A 15,713-nucleotide genomic window follows, 5' to 3' on the forward strand; every position below is an offset into this window, starting at 1 on the left:
GCGAGGTGGCGCTTTCCTTTAACGATTGCAGTCAAGGGATGGTTCTTGTGATGCGCAAGTTTTTCGCGAACATGACGATACGCAGCAGCCTGTTGTGGGTGCTGGCGTTCTTCTCATTCATGTTGGTGATCGGTGCCGCGCTGGGCGTGCTGTCTTTGCGCATCAGCAACGGGACGCTGGCCGAAATCAAGCAATCGCAGGAATTGGACGACGCTGTCAGCCGCGTCGTGTCCAGCTACAAGGACACCCTGAACGGCCTGGGCCGTGCCGCGTCCTCCAACTATTCGGACATCGTGCGCAGCATCGGCCAGCCGACCTTGTTGGCGCAGGGGCTGTCCAGCGAGGCCGCCGGCCTCTTGGAGCGGGCCAAGGCGTCGCAGAACAAGGGCCAGGCCGAGTTCGATTTCTTCAAGACATTGCCGCGCCCCCCCGAGGCGGCCGAGGCGCTCAAGGAAATCGACGATTCGTATACGGCCCTCGTGCAGCAGGGCATCACGCCGCTGGTCGGCGCGCTGGAAAAGGCCGACATGCCGGCCTATCAGGCGCAGGTCCAGAAGGTGCAGGACGCGTTGGAGGGCCGCTTCTCGCGCGCCATCGAGAGCTTCGACTTCTGGCGCGCCAGCAAGATGATGGACGCCTTCGAGGTGGCGCAGGTGCGCTACCAGTTCGTGCTGATGGCGGTGAGCGCCGGCGGCGTCATCGCCGCGCTGCTGGTCTTTGCCACCTATGTCTTCCTGCGCCGCCGCGTGCTGCAGCCGCTCAAGGAAGCCGGCCATCATTTCGACCGCATTGCCAGCGGCGACCTGACCGCCCGCGTTGAGGTCGGCAACACGAATGAAATCGGCCAGCTGTTTGCGGCGCTCAAGCGCATGCAGGAAAGCCTGACGCGCACGGTGGCCTCGGTGCGCCGTGGCGTGGATGAAATCAACGTGGGCTCGCACGAGATCGCCGCGGGCAACACGGATCTGTCCAGCCGGACGGAGCAGCAGGCTGCCTCGCTGGAAGAGACCGCCGCCTCGATGGAAGAGCTGGCCTCGACCGTCAAGCAGAACGCGGACAACGCCCGCCAGGCCAACCAGCTTGCAGCCAGCGCGTCGGACGTGGCCGAGCGCGGCGGCGCGGCGGTGTCGGAAGTGGTGCACACCATGGAGGGCATCTCTGCCAGTTCGCGCAAGATTTCCGAGATTGTCTCGGTCATCGACGGCATCGCGTTCCAGACCAACATCCTGGCGCTGAACGCCGCCGTGGAAGCGGCCCGCGCGGGTGAGCAGGGCAAGGGCTTTGCGGTGGTGGCGGGCGAAGTGCGCTCGCTGGCGCAGCGCAGCGCCCAGGCCGCCAAGGAAATCAAGGGCCTGATCGAAGACTCCGTGACCAAGGTGGGCGCCGGTTCGCAGCAGGTCGAACGCGCCGGTTCCACGATGCAGGAAATCGTGGCGTCGGTGAAACGCGTGACGGACATCATGGGCGAGATCTCGGCAGCGTCCGAAGAACAGTCCAGCGGCATCGACCAGGTAAACCGCGCGGTTTCGCAGATGGATGAAGTGACGCAGCAGAACGCGGCGCTGGTGGAAGAGGCCGCGGCCGCCGCCGGCTCGCTGCAGGAGCAGGCCCAGCGCCTGGCCGAAGCGGTGGCCGTATTCAAGATCAACACGGGCGAGGTCATCGAAGTGCCGGCGCATCGGCTGTCTTCGGTGCACGCCACCTATGACGATGCCCGCCTGCATGCGCCCGATGCGCCTGCACTGGGACGCTGAGGATACGCGTGGCAACTTCGGCGAATACGGCGCCGTCCATTCCGGTGGACCGCCAGTTTGATTTCCGTGACGCGGACTTTTCCCGCGTCCGCAAGATGATCCACGCGCGGGCCGGCATTTCGCTGGGCACGCACAAGCGCGAGATGGTCTACAGCCGCCTTGCGCGCCGCCTGCGTGCGCTGGGCGGGCAGGATTTCGCCAGCTATCTGGATAGCCTGGAGAACGCGCCTGACTCGGCCGAGTGGGAAGATTTCATCAACGCGCTCACGACGAACCTGACCGCTTTTTTCCGCGAATCGCATCACTTTCCCATCCTTGCCGACTTCGCGAAGAAGCGCGGCGGGCCGGTATCGGTCTGGTGCTGCGCGGCCTCGACGGGCGAAGAACCTTACTCGATCGCCATCACACTGACCGAGGCCCTGGGGCCGCGGGGCGCGGGTTCCACCGTGCTGGCGACCGACATCGACACCAACGTGCTGCAGCGCGCGCGCACGGGCGTCTATCCGAACGAGCGCGTCGCGAAGATGGAGATCGAGCGCCTGCGCCGGTTTTTCCTGAAGGGCCGCGGCGCGAACGAAGGGCACGTGCGGGTGCGCCCCGAGATCGCCGAGATGGTGCGCTACGAGACGCTGAACCTGTTGTCGCCGTCGTGGGGGATCACCGAGAAGTTCGACGTGATCTTCTGCCGCAACATCATGATCTATTTCGACAAGCCGACGCAGGCCAAGATCCTGGAGCGGTTTGTGCCGCTCATGAAGCCGGGCGGCCTGCTGTTTGCCGGCCATTCCGAGAACTTCACGTACATCAGCCGCGATTTCCGTCTGCGCGGGCAGACGGTCTATGAATGCGCAAATAAGGCCTGACCGGGCCAGGGCAGCAAACAAGATGAAGAAAATTAGCGTTTTGTGTGTGGATGACTCCGCGCTGGTGCGCGGCCTGATGACCGAGATCATCAACAGCCAGCCGGATATGGAAGTGGTCGCGACCGCGCCCGATCCGCTGGTCGCCCGCGAGCTCATCAAGCGCCACAACCCTGACGTGCTGACGCTGGACGTGGAAATGCCCCGCATGGACGGGCTGGACTTCCTGGAAAAGCTGATGCGCCTTCGCCCCATGCCGGTGGTGATGGTGTCGTCGCTGACCGAACGTGGCGGCGAAATCACCCTGCGCGCGCTGGAGTTGGGCGCGATCGACTTCGTGACCAAGCCCAAGCTGGGCATCCGCGACGGGCTGCTCGAATACACGGAACTCATCGCCGACAAGATCCGCGCCGCGTCGCGCGCCAAGCTGCGCGCCCCGACGCCCCATACGGCGCAGGCCGCGCCGGCGCCCATGCTGCGCCGTCCGCTGTCCAGCTCGGAAAAGCTCGTGATCGTGGGCGCTTCCACAGGCGGCACCGAGGCCATCCGCGAAGTCCTGCAGCCGTTGCCGCCGGACAGCCCCGCGATCCTGATCACGCAGCACATGCCGGCCGGTTTCACGCGATCGTTCGCGCAGCGCCTGGACGCCCTGTGCGCCGTGACCGTGCGCGAGGCCGTGCATGGCGAGCGCGTGCTGCCCGGTCACGTGTACCTGGCCCCGGGCGGTGAAATGCACATGCGCCTGGGCCGCAGCGGCGCCAACTACGTCATCGAGCTGGAAGCCAGCGAACCGGTCAACCGCCACCGTCCGTCCGTGGACGTGCTGTTCAACTCCGCGGCCGTCGCAGCGGGCAAGAACGCCATCGGCGTGATCCTGACGGGCATGGGCAAGGATGGCGCCACCGGCATGCTGGCCATGCACCGGGCGGGCGCGCACACGATCGCGCAGGACGAAGCAAGCTGCGTGGTCTTCGGCATGCCCCGCGAGGCCATCGCTATCGGGGCTGCAAGTGAAGTGGTGCCGTTGTCGGCGATGAGCGAACGCATTCTGACTCGCCTGGGCGACCGTGGGCACCGCGTTTAACGCGGACTGACGCCACGATCGATCTCAAGCAAATTTTTTCTGGAGTGAAAGATGGTAGACAAGGGCCTGAAGATTCTGGTGGTGGATGACTTCCCCACCATGCGGCGGATCATCCGCAACCTGCTCAAGGAGCTGGGTTTCGAGAACGTGGATGAGGCAGAGGACGGCGCCATTGGCCTGGAGAAGCTGCGCAACGGCGGCTTCCAGTTCGTGGTGTCCGACTGGAACATGCCGAACCTGGACGGCCTGGAGATGCTCAAGCAGATCCGCGCCGACGCGTCGCTGGCATCGCTGCCGGTGCTGATGGTGACGGCGGAAGCCAAGAAGGAAAACATCGTTGCCGCCGCACAGGCGGGCGCCAACGGTTACGTGGTCAAGCCTTTCACCGCGGCGACGCTGGAGGAAAAGCTGAACAAGATCTTCGAAAAGATTGGCGGCTGAGGTGTGCGATGAGCTCCACGGAAACAGTTGACCCGACAGAGTCGCCCGACCTGATCCATCGGATCGCCTCGCTGACGCGTATGTTGCGCGACAGCATGCGCGAACTGGGCCTGGACCAGGCGATCAAGGACGCCGCCAACGCGATTCCCGACGCCCGGGACCGCTTGCGGTACGTGGCGCAGATGACCGAGCAGGCCGCCAACCGCGTGCTCAACGCCACCGAACAGGCCGGTCCGATCCAGGACAACATGGCCCGTTCGGCGCAGGCGCTGGATAGCCGCTGGCAAGAGTGGTACGACCAGCCGCTGGAAATGCCGCAAGCGCGCGAACTGGTGAAGGACACGCGTGCCTTCCTGGCCGACGTGCCCAAGCAGACCCAGCAGACGCAGTCCAAGCTCATGGAAATCATCATGGCGCAGGATTTCCAGGACCTTACGGGCCAGGTCATCATGCGCATGATGGACGTGGTGGGCGCCATCGAACGCGAACTGCTGCAGGTGCTGCTGGACAACGTGCCGCAAGAGCGCCGCGACGAAGCCAACAGCCTGCTCAACGGCCCGCAGATCAACCCGCAGGGCAAGACCGACGTGGTCACCAGCCAGGATCAGGTCGACGACCTGCTGGCCAGCCTGGGCTTCTGAGCCCACGGCCCGCGATGTCCGCCGGCGGCGGAAAGACGGCGTCTTTCCGCCCGCATGCGCCAGCGTCGTGCGCGTGTCCCTCCTTCTCATGACGTATTCCCTAAGGGCGCAAATGCCTGCTGGCCGATAGACTCCTGCCAACAATAATCGGGGCCTTGCAGCGCGAGACAGGGCGCGCCCAGCGCGCCAGACCACGGATGCCCAAAGCAGGCGGTCCGGGTCAGGGAGAGGAGGTTCATGATGGCCAGATCCGTATTCCGCTTGGGCGGCATGTGGGGATTGTTGCGTCGGCTCAACCGCGGCGATGCGGTGCTGTCCGAGCGCCCCTTGTCCTTCAGTCCGGCCGCCTGGCCGCTCTACCGGTTCCTGGCGCAGATCCGGCTTCGGATCATGACCGTGCGCCAATCCAGCATCGAGATCGCGCTGAACGCGGCGCGCACGCAATTCCAGGCGGGGCGCTGTTCATTGCTGGCGCGCGAGCAGGCGAGGGCGGCCGAGGCCCTGGCCGCCAGCGGGGCGCAGATCGCAGATCTGTCTGCGTCGACCTCCACCCACGCCCGCGACATTGCCGCGGTGTCGGGCCAGAACCTGCAGGCGGCGCGGCAGGCGCTGGCCGAGCTGACCGAGGTCAAGACGCGCGTGGACCGCATGACGCATGAGATGGCCGCCTTCACCGAAGTGGTGGGGCAACTGGCGGCGCGCGCGCAGTCGGTGGGCGACATCAGCAAGACAATCAAGGGCATTGCGCTACAGACGCAGCTGCTTGCCTTGAACGCTGGCGTGGAGGCCGCTCGGGCGGGGGACGCGGGCCGCGGCTTCGCGGTGGTGGCCAGCGAGGTCGGCCGGCTGGCCGAGCGCGTCAACACGGCCACCAGCGACGTCGGCCGCCACACGACGCAGATGCTCGACCTGGTGGGCGCGACGCAACGCCAGACGGGCACGCTACGCGAGGACGTGGACGCCTCGGGCGCGGTGCTGGACCGGACCTCCCGCGGCTTCGAGCGCTTCGTGCGCGACTTCGACAGCATGAACCGGCAGGTGAGCGACGTGGTCCAGGCCATTGGCGAGGTCGACGCCACCAACCACGGCATGAGCGAGGAGGTCGGGCGCATTGCGGCCTTGAGCGCGGACGTGCTGGAACGGGTGGGAAGCATGTCGGGCGAGATCGACCGCATCCGGCGGCAGACGGAAAGCGTGCAGGAAGTGCTGGCCGACATGCGCACGGGTGGCACCGCGTTCGACAGCCTGTCGGAATCGCTGGAGGCGTTTGCCGGTGCTGCGGCCGGTCTGCTGCAGGATGCCCGGCGGCGCGGCGTGGACGTGTTCGACCGCCACTACCAGCGCATTGCCGGCAGCGAGCCGCCGCGTTATCACACGGCTTACGACCGCGCGATCGACGAGCCGCTCACGCGGCTGCTCGACAGCGTGCTGGAGGCCGTGCCGGGCGCCATCTATACGATTCTGGTGGATGACCGGGGCTACGCGCCCGCCCACAACAGCCGGTTCTCGCTGGCGCCGACCGGCGATCCGAAGGTCGACATCGCGCGCGTGCGCAACAAGCGCATCTTCGACGACCCCGTGGGCGCCCGGCTGGCCGCCAACACCGGCGCGCAGCTGTTCCAGACGTATTCCCGCGACACCGGCGAGATCGTCAACGACATTTCCCTGCCCATTTATCTGGGGCCGGAACACTGGGGCGCCGTGCGCATCGGGCTGGATTACGCGCGCTTTCAGACCATCCTGGACGGCCACGCCGCCAGCGGCCGGGTAGCTCAGGCGGCGGGCTGAGGCGGCTGCTGCCGGGGGGCTGCCCGGCAGCCGGCGGCGCATCTGGGAATAGCGCCGCTTTCCCCCCTTTTCTTGGCATATCGCCAACCCCCGGCGCCTCCTAGAATCTCGGCGGGCGGCTTGCATTCCCACGTCAGCGAGCCGCAACAATCCCGTAGAGCATGTCCGAAGAAAGCGACCTCGAGAAAACCGAAGCCGCCTCTCCCAGGCGCCTGGAAAAGGCGCGCGAGGAGGGGCAGATTGCGCGTTCCCGGGAACTGGGCACGTTCATGATGCTGGCGGTGGGCGTTGCGGCGATCTGGGCGGGCGGAGGGTCGCTGTACCAGGGCCTGACCGGCGTGCTGCGTAGCGGGCTGGCATTCGATCAGCGCGTCGCGCTGGATCCGGGGGTGATGGTCGAGCAGGCGGTGAGCGGCTTCGGTCACGCGCTGATGGTGCTGTTACCGATCTTTGGGCTGCTGGCGGTGGTGGCCGTGCTGTCCAGCGTCGTGCTGGGCGGCCTGGTCATTTCGACCAAGCCCTTGCAACCCAATTTTTCCAAGCTCAGCCCGCTGGCGGGTTTGAAGCGCATGTTCTCGTCGCAGACGGTGGTGGAGCTGATCAAGGCGCTGGCCAAGGCCATGCTGGTCGGCGGCGTGGCCGTCTGGGTCATCTGGCGCTATCACGACGACATGCTCGGGCTGATGCACGTGGCGCCGTCCGCCGCGCTGACCAAGGCGCTCAGCCTGGTGGCGATGTGCTGCGCCTTCATCGTGGCTTCGCTCCTCATCATCGTTTTGCTGGACGTGCCCTGGCAGATCTGGAGCCATTTGAAGAAGTTGCGGATGTCCAAGGAGGACGTGCGCCAGGAACACAAGGAAAGCGAAGGCGATCCGCACGTTAAGGCGCGCATCCGGCAGCAGCAGCGCCAGGCTGCCCGCCGCCGCATGATGTCCGACGTGCCCAAGGCCGATGTCGTCGTGACGAACCCGACGCACTACGCAGTGGCGCTGAAGTACGACGAAGCCAAGGGCGGCGCGCCGCGCGTGCTGGCCAAGGGCACGGGCCTGATCGCCGCGAAGATCCGCGAACTGGCCGCCGAGAACAAGATTCCCACATTGGAAGCGCCGCCGCTGGCGCGCGCATTGCATCAACACGTCGAGCTGGGACAAGAAATCCCGGCCGAGCTGTATACCGCGGTGGCGGAAGTGCTGGCATGGGTATTCCAGCTACGATCCTGGCGCTCGGGCTGGGGGCATGAACCGATGGCCCCCACGAAACTGAACGTGCCAGCCGAACTGGACCCGCAGGCAAAAACCGCAGCACAAGGAGTTTAAGGAATGAGCGCACTGCTCACCATGTTGAAGAGTAACGGCGGCACGCACGCGCGGCTGCTGGCGGGTCCCATCCTGATCGTGATGGTGCTGGGCATGATGGTGCTGCCCCTGCCCACGTTCCTCCTGGACCTGCTGTTCACCTTCAACATCGCGTTGTCCGTGATGATCCTGCTGGTGGCCATGTTCACGCGCAAGCCGCTGGATTTTGCCGCCTTCCCGGCCGTGCTGCTGTTTGCAACGCTGCTGCGCCTGTCGCTGAACGTCGCGTCTACTCGCGTCGTGCTGCTGAATGGGCACTCGGGGCCGGACGCGGCGGGCAAGGTGATCGAAGCCTTCGGCCACTTCCTGGTGGGCGGCAACTTCGCGGTCGGGATCATCGTCTTCGTCATCCTGACCATCATCAACTTCATCGTCATCACCAAGGGTGCGGGCCGTATCGCCGAAGTCGGCGCGCGCTTCACCCTGGACGCCATGCCCGGCAAGCAGATGGCGATCGACGCGGACCTGAACGCTGGCCTGATCGGCGAGGACGAGGCGCGCAAGCGCCGCGCGGAAGTGTCGCAGGAGTCGGACTTCTTCGGCTCGATGGACGGCGCCAGCAAGTTCGTGCGCGGCGACGCCATCGCCGGCCTGCTCATCATGGTGATCAACGTCATCGGCGGCCTGGTCGTGGGCGTGGCGCAACACGACATGTCCATGGGCGAAGCCGGCCGCGTCTACACGCTGCTGACCATCGGTGACGGCCTGGTGGCCCAGATCCCGGCGCTGGTGATCTCCACCGCTGCCGGCGTGGTCGTGTCGCGCGTGTCGACGGACCAGGACATCGGCCAGCAGATCATCAGCCAGCTGTTCTCGAACCCGAGCGTGCTGTTCCTGACCGCCGGCATCATCGGCATCATGGGCCTCATCCCCAACATGCCCCACATCGCCTTCCTGACCCTGGCCGGCGCGCTGGGCTGGGGCGGCTGGGCATTGCTCAAACGCAAGCAGGCCGCCGCGGTGGCGGCCGAAGAGATACCGCCTCAGGCGATCACCCAGGCGCAGGCCGCGGCTGCCGAGGCAAGCTGGGAAGACGTGTCGATGGTGGACCAGCTGGGGCTGGAGGTCGGCTACCGCCTGATCCCGCTGGTGGACCACGCCCAGAACGGCGAGCTGCTGCACCGCATCCGCAGCCTGCGCAAGAAGTTTGCGCAGGACGTGGGCTTTCTGCCGCCGGTCGTGCACATCCGCGACAACCTGGAACTCAAGCCCAACGATTACCGCATCCTGCTGTCGGGCGTGGAAGTGGGCAACGGCGTGGCGATGCCCGGCCAGTGGCTGGCCATCGACCCGGGCGGCGTGACCATGCAGATCAAGGGCACGCCGACGACCGATCCGGCGTTCGGCCTGCCGGCGCTGTGGATCGACAGTTCGCTGCGCGACCAGGCCCAGGTGGCCGGCTATACGGTGGTGGATGCGGGCACGGTCGTGGCCACGCACCTGAATCACCTGATGCACCGCCACGGTTCGAACCTGCTGGGCCGCCAGGAAGTGCAGCAGCTGCTGGACCGCATCGGCCGCGACGCGCCCAAGCTGGTCGAGGACCTGGTGCCCAAGACGCTGTCGCTGACCGCGCTGCAGAAGGTGCTGCAGGGCCTGCTGTCCGAAGAAGTGCCGATCCGCGACATGCGCACCATCATCGACACGCTGTCCGAGCACGGTCCGCGTCTGGCGGCGCTGGCCGCCGGTTCGGGTGGCCAGCCCGACATCAACGAGCTGATCGCGCTGACGCGCCGCGCGCTGGGCCGCGCCATCACGCAGCAGTGGTTCCCGGGCGAGGGCGAGCTGCGCGTGATCGGGCTGGATGTGAAGCTGGAACGCGTGCTGTCGCAGGCCATGACGACCAGCGGCGGCCTGGAGCCGGGTCTGGCCGACACGCTGCTGCGCGAGGCGCAGGCGGCGGTCGAACGGCAGGAATCGCAGGGCAATGCGCCGGTGCTGCTGGTGTCGCCAGTGTTGCGCGCGCCGCTGTCGCGCTTCCTGCGCCATCATCTGCCGCAGTTGGGCGTCTTGTCGAATACGGAAATTCCCGATGAGCGCATCGTCCGCGTGACGGCGCTGATCGGCGGGAGCAATGGGCAATGAAGATCAGCCGCTTTTACGGCGCAAACACCCGTGACGTGATGCGCCAGGTGCGCGAGGCCCTCGGGCCGGACGCGTTGATCGTGTCGAACCGCAGCGTCGAGGGCGGCATCGAGGTGCTGGCCACCGTTGATGGCGCGTTCGACGATGCGCCGCCACCGCAGACGCCGCCGCGCGAGGCGCCGGCTCATGCGCAGCCCGCGCCGCAGCGCCCAGCCGCTGCGCCGTCGTTCGGCGCGCCTGCCGGGATGGAGCGGCCGCAAGGGGCGCCGGCCAACATGCCGGCCATGCCGCCGGGGATGACGCCTGCCATGTCGCCTGCCATGTCGCCGGCCAGCTATGCGGCGCCGGCGCGGTCCATTGCCGCCTACCAATCCGCTTATGCGGCGTCCGCGCAGCCTGCGTCGGAATCGTTGGCATCGCCGATGGACTTCGCGCCGGCTTCTTCGATACCGGGTTCGGCAACGGCTGCGCCCGCCGCCGCCGTGCCGGCCGGGTCTCAGCCGGTCGGGTCTCAGCACGCCGCGCCTCAGCAGGTCGCGCCGCAGCCGGTAGCACCTCAGCCGGCCGCTCCTCAGCCGGCCGCTCCTCAGCCGGCCGCGCCCATCCGCGTCGAGTTGCCGCCGCTTGCGCCGATCCGTCCTTCGGCCGCCGCAGCCCCCGTGCCCGCGCCGGCCGCTCGCATGACGCCGGAACACGCCATGCCCGAGCGCATGGCCGCGTCCGTCGCGCCTGCAACTGCCGCAATGGCCGCCGCGCCCGCGGCCGCTTACCAGGCGCCGCGCGGTTACGCTGCGGCGCCCGTCGCACCTGCGCAGCCGCCGGCCATGCCGCCGGCGGCTGCGCCCCTGTCCGCCGCGCCACCGGCCACCTTGTCCGCCGCACCCTCCATGGGCCGCATGCCGGACGCGCCGGTCCGCCCGCCGCAGGGTTTGCCGCCCGCGCCGCTGGCGGCCGATACCGCCGCCGGTCTGCAGGATGCCATCAGCGCGTTGCGCGGAGCGCTCGAAACCCGCATGGACGGCCTGCTGTGGGGCGGACGCCAGGGTCCGGGCCGGGAGCCGGCCGCCGCCGCGCTATTCCGCAGCCTGCTGGATGCGGGGTTCAGCACCAAACTGGTCCGCACGCTGGTCGAACGCCTGCCGCAGGGCCTCTCCGCCGAGGCGGCGCAGAGCTGGGCGCGCAATGAGCTGGTGACGCACCTGCCGGTGGTTCGTTCCGAAGACGAATTCCTGGCCGGCGGCGTGTACGCGCTGGTCGGCCCCACCGGCGTGGGCAAGACCACCACGCTGGCCAAGCTGGCCGCGCGCTGCGTGGCCCGCGAGGGACGAGAGCAGGTCGCCATGCTGACGACCGACCTGTTCCGGATCGGCGCGCTGGAACAATTGCAGATCTACGGCCGCCTGATGGGCGTGCCCGCGCATTCGGTGCGCGATGCCGGCGAGCTGCGCCGCATCCTGGCCGAGCTGGGCAACCGCAAGATCGTCCTGATCGACACGACCGGCATCAGCCAGCGCGACCGCCTGGTGGCCGAGCAGGCGTCGATGCTGTGCAACGCGGGCAAGCCGGTGCGCCGGTTGCTGGTGCTCAATGCCGCCAGCCAGGGCGACACGCTGGATGAGGTCGCGCACGCCTACCGCAATGGCGTCGGCGAGGACGTCGCCGGCTGCATCATCACCAAGCTGGACGAAGCCACGCGCTTGGGCGCGGCGCTGGACACCGCCATCCGCCACCGCTTGCCGATCCATTACATGTCCGTCGGCCAGAAAGTGCCCGAGCACATGGAGCTGGCGCGCGCGGACGTGCTGATCGATCGCGCGTTCGCGATGGTGGAGCGCGCCCGCGCGCTGTACACCCCGAGCGAGGCCGATCTGGCGTCGCTGGTGTCGTCGTCGCGCGAACCGGACGCCGTGGATCCGGCGCGCCGCCGCCAACTGCTGGCCTCGGCGATCCTGCCGCAACAGGCGGGCGCGGGGTCGATCGCCGCGGCGCAAAGCCTGGACGACACGATTTCGTGGCTGGACAACGACCCCGCGTGCCTGCAGGCGCGCACCGCCTGGCGTGAATACGTCAGCGACGGCGCCGGTTCCAGCCTGGCCGCGCTGGGCGACGAGCCGCTGTCGATGGCGCGCCGTGAGTTTTCCGCCGCCTGCACCCGCAACCTGCTTGTGATGCACGGCAAGACCGCCATGAAGGGTGACGCCTTGCCCGGCGGCGCGCTGCTCGGCGCACTGCTGATGAGCGATCGCGGTGCCGCGCTTGCGGCGCCCGCGCAGCAACTGGTGCTGCCGCACGGCATGCTGAGTTCGTTTGCGCCTGCCGCGCCGGCCCAGCCGGATCCGGCGCTGGCCCTGCAATCGCGCGTGGCGTGGCTGGGCGAGCGCCTGCAGTCCGTGCCGCTGGTCCACATGCTGGAGGCAGGCACGGTCGGGCTGTGGCAACCCTTCTCCGAGCAGGGCGTGTCGTGGGTGGCTCGTTGCCCGGGCGGCCTGCGGGTGATCCAGGACGAGTGCCCGACCAACCTGAATGCTGTCGGCAAGAGCGTGGGCTATCTGCCCGTGGGCCAGCCCGGCGACATGCCGGGCCTGCGCCTCGCGGCGGGCGGCAAGACCGTGCCGCTCGCGCTGTGGGCATCGGGCACCGAAGTCGTGCTGCCGGGCAAGGGGCAGGGCGCCAGCGTGCGCTTGATCTGCGCGCGGCTGATCGACACCGTGACCGGCGAGGTCGCGGGCCAGTTGTTCGGCGCGACCAACCTGCCGGCCTCGCAGGCCGACGCCGCAACGATCGCGCGCTGGCTGGTCCTGCAAGACGAGGCCAAGGCCGCGTTCCGCTACATGGCCAATGCGTGGCAAGCGCTGCCCGCGGTCGACGGCGCCCACACGCTGGCGCGCCAGTCGCTGATGGCCGGCCAGCTGGGCGCCGCCTGCTGGCAACTGGCCCACTCGCCAGCGGCCGACGTCGTGCGCGGTCCGCTGTCGGGCATCGTGGGCACGGAACGCAAGCTATCCGGCAAGATGCTGCCGGTGGCGCTGCTGAAGATGTTTGCGCTGCTGGAGATGACGGGCGGGGCGTGAAGATCCTATCGGCGTGCTGCGACGCAGCTCACCCGTAGTTTCACGTGTTCGAGTGAAGCGGGCCAGATTTGACTCGATCGGGTCAAATTTGGCCTGCCGTGTTTTGTTAGGAATCAACGGGTTATGGCCGGCCGGGCCAATATTGGCCCGCCTCGGAGAGCAAACACGCGGGTTCTTTACGCGGCGCGCGACCATCAAAGAAGGGGAGGGACTTGGCCCTCACTCTTAGCGCGTTGATTTCATTGAGGTTTAGCCGGGCCAACCAAGCCTGGCACGGATTTCGCGTATGTCGTTCACGCCCGTATGGGGCCTCACGACACCGGAATCCCTCATGCTTTCTCCCCAGCACACGAGAATTTTCGACAAGACTAAGGACGATTCTGCAGGCGACGCTGACGGCGCACGTCTAGGATCCGTAACTCCGTCTTCTTCGTGCATATCTACAGACGTCAGACTTGCCCCAATTGGTTTTGCTGTTGAGGATACCGGGATGCCCCGTTTATCCGAGATACTGTTCGCGCCTTCCGCCTCGCCGGCAGACGAGAGTGATGAAGTAGTGGACTTCACCCCTCGACGATGCGCCGATCAAGCGCGTGCCGTCACGCTGGGTGCAGCGGGATGAGCTTCATCACCAAAACGCCACGAGAGTTGAACAACTGCACGGCCAGCGATTCCGCTGAGTCGTCTCGTCAGTGCAATAAGGTCATTCTCTTCTACCCGCTCAGATATGCCGTTGCCCCGGCGGAAAAGGCCGGTTACGCCTATACCCACAAGAATCTGGAACGCGGATTTCCTGTCCTTGCCAGCAGCCAATACGTGCTGCGCAGCTTGCGCGACGACGACGGCTTTCTCTACATCCTCGATCCGGACAATCGCGAGCAGATCCTGTGCTTCGTCTATCGCAGCCCGGATGGCGAGAAAAATGGCGGCAAGCGCAGACCCGCCAGCGTTCAGCGGCTTCAGCTCGACGAGGCGTTTCGCGCGACGGGGCTGGTGGGCGAGCTACTGCCGTTTCCCTATATTCCGGCCTATCACCATGACCCGAAGAGCGTCACGATCTGGTTCGCCGACACGCTCTTGAGTGCCCGCAAACTCACCGCTATCCATGACGGCTCTACCGCCGCGTTCGGTACATTCGGAACTTCGGTCGATTTGACGCCCTGGCTCACCGCATTTGCCCAAGACCTCAATCCGGAGCAAGCGCCTGAGGTTCCCCACACCCTGCGCCTGGAAGACATTGCGGATCAGAAGACCATCGGATTGGACGGCGCAACCGTTCCCTGGTCCGAGTATGCCGACGGCGTGCTCGCGCCCTCAGTGGCAGCAATGCGCATGGCGCAAGGCCCGGGCAGTGCAAGATTGGCAGTGGTGCTGCACGACCCCGTCGGCATGGCCAGCGAACTGAATCACCGCATCGACGGCGTGCTGCGGCAATGGAGCACATACAACGAGCATGCCGCTCGCCTGCGCTGGGTCAGTGACGCGATCGAAGCGCTTGGCAACAACGTGGCCCGCGAGGCGGAGCTCCAGACGCTCTCGAACGATGCGGTCGGCAGCGCGCTACCGCCGGGCGTGACCGGAGGCGCAGCCAACGCGGCGCGAGCGCGTGCATACGAAAAGGGCCTCGCCGCCAAGCGCAAGCTGTTCATGGAATCCGTGGACGAGAAAGCCCGGGCAGAGTTTCTGAAGAACGATGTGCCCACGGTGGGTCGTTATCAGGAGTGGCTGAATGCCGCGGCGGCGGATCTCCTGGCCTGCGGCGCATCCCACTCTGGCCCGGTAAATTTGACAACGGCGATTCGCAATCTTTACGACTGGAAAGACGCTGGAAACTTCCTCGCCGGCCGTGCTGCTGTGGTACGAACCTTGTTTGGTCTGACCTGTTGCGGTGCAGGCACACAGCAGCTGGCGCTACAGCTGACGTCAGACGGGCCAATCGAAGGCAGTTTGTTGGGCCTTGCGCTGACGGGCCATCCGCAGATTACCGCCTGGGCCGCAACCCGCAAGATCCTGGAGACCACGACGGATCAGATAGCCGATCATGCGCTGAAAGATCTCAATGCGCTTGTGGGGGAAATCCGCCCCGACGCGGCATCCAGACAACTGACGTCACTGGTCATGTTGGCCCTAATCAAAACAAGAGCGCCGGTGACGGCGGAAGGACTATGGGCAAGCCGGTACGTGGCCATGTTTGAAATCGCGGAAGGCCACCTGGTCGTCCCCGAGAAAATTGCAGCGCGCGACGTCCCGCAACTGTTGCGCCGCGAAGCCAATTTGACCGGCCAGATCGACTTTCGTATGAGCGCGGTCCCGTCAGGAGGCAACGAGCACATTACGGTAATGCGGCTCAACGTCCTGAGCAAGGTAGCGAATCCAGCTCCGGTGCGTGAATTGGCGCCGGGGCTAGCAGCCAGGCTGTCGCTTTGGCACCAGACGCGTTTGGGATTGGGAGGCCTGAATCTGCTTGCGTCAGTCACAAATACGGGTTCTCGCACCTTCACGCAAAGTTGTGGGGAGAAGGGTTATCGCGCACGGGGCAAAAGGCAGGGCTGTACATTGTGGGACGAGCGGCGTTGCCTGGCATTGTCGGAAGGACTGCCATATGGTTTGCCGGCGCTCCGGCGGCTTTGACCG

General features: G+C 66.6%; 10 protein-coding genes. All 10 read left to right on the top strand.

Translation table 11 applies throughout. The annotated features are described in order from the left end of the window. Positions 1–50: 50 nt before the first annotated feature. The 10 genes from V6V88_RS11140 (at position 51) to V6V88_RS11185 (ending at position 15,710) form a co-directional block, all read left to right on the top strand. A complete protein-coding gene (locus V6V88_RS11140; RefSeq protein WP_338619273.1) occupies positions 51–1,754 on the top strand; it encodes a methyl-accepting chemotaxis protein in 1,704 nt (567 codons plus the stop codon). Between the two features lie 95 nt (positions 1,755–1,849). Further along, positions 1,850–2,617, top strand: a complete 768-nt coding sequence (locus V6V88_RS11145; protein WP_230964985.1) for a CheR family methyltransferase — start codon at positions 1,850–1,852, stop codon at positions 2,615–2,617. Positions 2,618–2,639: 22 nt separating this feature from the next. After that, complete coding sequence (locus V6V88_RS11150) at positions 2,640–3,698, top strand: chemotaxis response regulator protein-glutamate methylesterase (protein ID WP_056316581.1); 1,059 nt, start codon at positions 2,640–2,642, stop codon at positions 3,696–3,698. Positions 3,699–3,749: 51 nt separating this feature from the next. After that, positions 3,750–4,139 (top strand): chemotaxis response regulator CheY, encoded by a 390-nt coding sequence (gene cheY, locus V6V88_RS11155; RefSeq protein WP_056316584.1) that lies wholly within the window; start codon positions 3,750–3,752, stop codon positions 4,137–4,139. An 8-nt stretch (positions 4,140–4,147) separates the two neighbouring features. Next, the gene (cheZ, locus tag V6V88_RS11160; RefSeq protein WP_056316587.1) at positions 4,148–4,780 is read left to right on the top strand and encodes a protein phosphatase CheZ; all 633 of its coding nucleotides are present in this window, start codon (positions 4,148–4,150) and stop codon (positions 4,778–4,780) included. A 237-nt stretch (positions 4,781–5,017) separates the two neighbouring features. Then, positions 5,018–6,568 carry a methyl-accepting chemotaxis protein gene (locus tag V6V88_RS11165; RefSeq protein WP_338619274.1) on the top strand — a complete coding sequence of 517 codons (1,551 nt, stop codon included), beginning with the start codon at positions 5,018–5,020 and terminating at the stop codon, positions 6,566–6,568. A 161-nt stretch (positions 6,569–6,729) separates the two neighbouring features. Further along, positions 6,730–7,884, top strand: a complete 1,155-nt coding sequence (flhB, locus tag V6V88_RS11170) for a flagellar biosynthesis protein FlhB (protein ID WP_223575359.1) — start codon at positions 6,730–6,732, stop codon at positions 7,882–7,884. A 3-nt stretch (positions 7,885–7,887) separates the two neighbouring features. After that, a complete protein-coding gene (gene flhA, locus V6V88_RS11175) occupies positions 7,888–10,008 on the top strand; it encodes a flagellar biosynthesis protein FlhA (protein ID WP_062840912.1) in 2,121 nt (706 codons plus the stop codon). Next, the gene (gene flhF / locus V6V88_RS11180; protein WP_338619275.1) at positions 10,005–13,079 is read left to right on the top strand and encodes a flagellar biosynthesis protein FlhF; all 3,075 of its coding nucleotides are present in this window, start codon (positions 10,005–10,007) and stop codon (positions 13,077–13,079) included. The genes flhA and flhF overlap by 4 nt, the downstream gene beginning before the upstream one ends. A gap of 618 nt (positions 13,080–13,697) precedes the next feature. Then, a complete protein-coding gene (locus V6V88_RS11185) occupies positions 13,698–15,710 on the top strand; it encodes a toxin VasX (RefSeq protein WP_338619276.1) in 2,013 nt (670 codons plus the stop codon). The last annotated feature ends 3 nt before the right edge of the window (positions 15,711–15,713 follow it).

Source organism: Achromobacter sp. E1, from assembly GCF_037039475.1.
GTDB lineage: Bacteria > Pseudomonadota > Gammaproteobacteria > Burkholderiales > Burkholderiaceae_B > Achromobacter > Achromobacter mucicolens.